The organism is Acinetobacter sp. 226 (assembly GCF_048147925.1).
Lineage (GTDB): Bacteria > Pseudomonadota > Gammaproteobacteria > Pseudomonadales > Moraxellaceae > Acinetobacter > Acinetobacter pecorum.
In genome coordinates this window covers 1-1,176 of the sequence record NZ_JAYWYX010000076.1, presented here as the reverse complement: position 1 = coordinate 1,176, position 1,176 = coordinate 1, and the positions used below count along the sequence as shown (strand labels likewise).

Genomic DNA, 1,176 nt, shown 5'->3' with positions numbered 1-1,176 from the left:
TAGCTAAAATTTTACGTCTAAAATGTTCTGAATAACTCATTGCACCATTGTATTGGTTTTATAATGATTTGACTATACTCGGTACGAATATTCATTTTTGATTTTTGGCTTTTTTGATCGTTCATCGAACTCATCATCTGTATTTGTAATAATTAAACTAAAATTATGATTCTGAATTGATTTTTTAATAGAATTGGTTGTTAGTAGCATAAGCTCACCAATTCTGAGACCATAATTAAGCATGAGATGTATGATCAGAAAATTCCTGAGTTGCACACTTTTAGATCTAAAAGGGTTTAATTCATTGTATCTATTAGAGTTGCTCGGTGAAATAACTGAATACAATCCTTTAATCATTTCCTGATTCATACTCTTAAAATTATGATTTATCTCACTTTTAATTGTTTTATTGGCTTTTGAAAAGTTATTTATAATTTTTTTCTTTATTGTCATATATTTATTCAAGTTTTCTTTAATTTTTTGAATTTCCTTCAACGTGAGTTGCGGCTGTGTTTGGATGCTTAAGTATTCATCAATCAAAAAGTTGTAAAACTTTAGAAAGGATCTAATTCTATGGCCAATTGTTGTGTAATTGGTATGGTCTGTATTTCTTAGCCGAATAAGATTGCTATCAAATTTTTTATTGTTTTCTAAATAGACAATGAAATTATCAATTTAAACTTGGATGATCTCAAAATTGTAGGATGTAGAGTAAAACGACTCACAAAAGGACGTGGCAAACTTTTCAAACCAAAATTCATACCAAAATTTTATTGCGATTAAATCTGCATGCTGCGTAGAGATACTTTGAAATCTAAGAAATTTCATGGTGTACAGCATAGGGTACAAACATGGACAAGATGAATCCAGATCAAATAAAAGAATAATTTGATTTTCGTTTGAAACTTTCTTTTCCAAATTAATTGTTTTTAAAGCAAACATAATAAAGTTTATGAAGTATTCTTAAGGTCAACATATCATATTTTATGATTGAAATAGAAATTAGTTAAGTTATTGAATTCTAGTTTAAGAAAGAAGGATATGAAGTTATTGTTAGGTGTATCGGATTTAACATAATATACATTATACGAAATACAAATGTTAGAACCCATTTAAAGTGTCTATATTCTCACCAATAAAAATGTCTGGTTTATGATGATTTTTATCACCATGGAC

At 27.6% G+C, this 1,176-nt stretch carries 1 pseudogene; it reads right to left on the bottom strand.

Annotation, left to right across the window (positions count from 1 at the left end):
* Positions 1–75: 75 nt before the first annotated feature.
* A pseudogene (locus VXP95_RS15455) lies at positions 76–942 on the bottom strand (site-specific integrase); the annotation flags it as partial.
* Between the last annotated feature and the right edge of the window lie 234 nt (positions 943–1,176).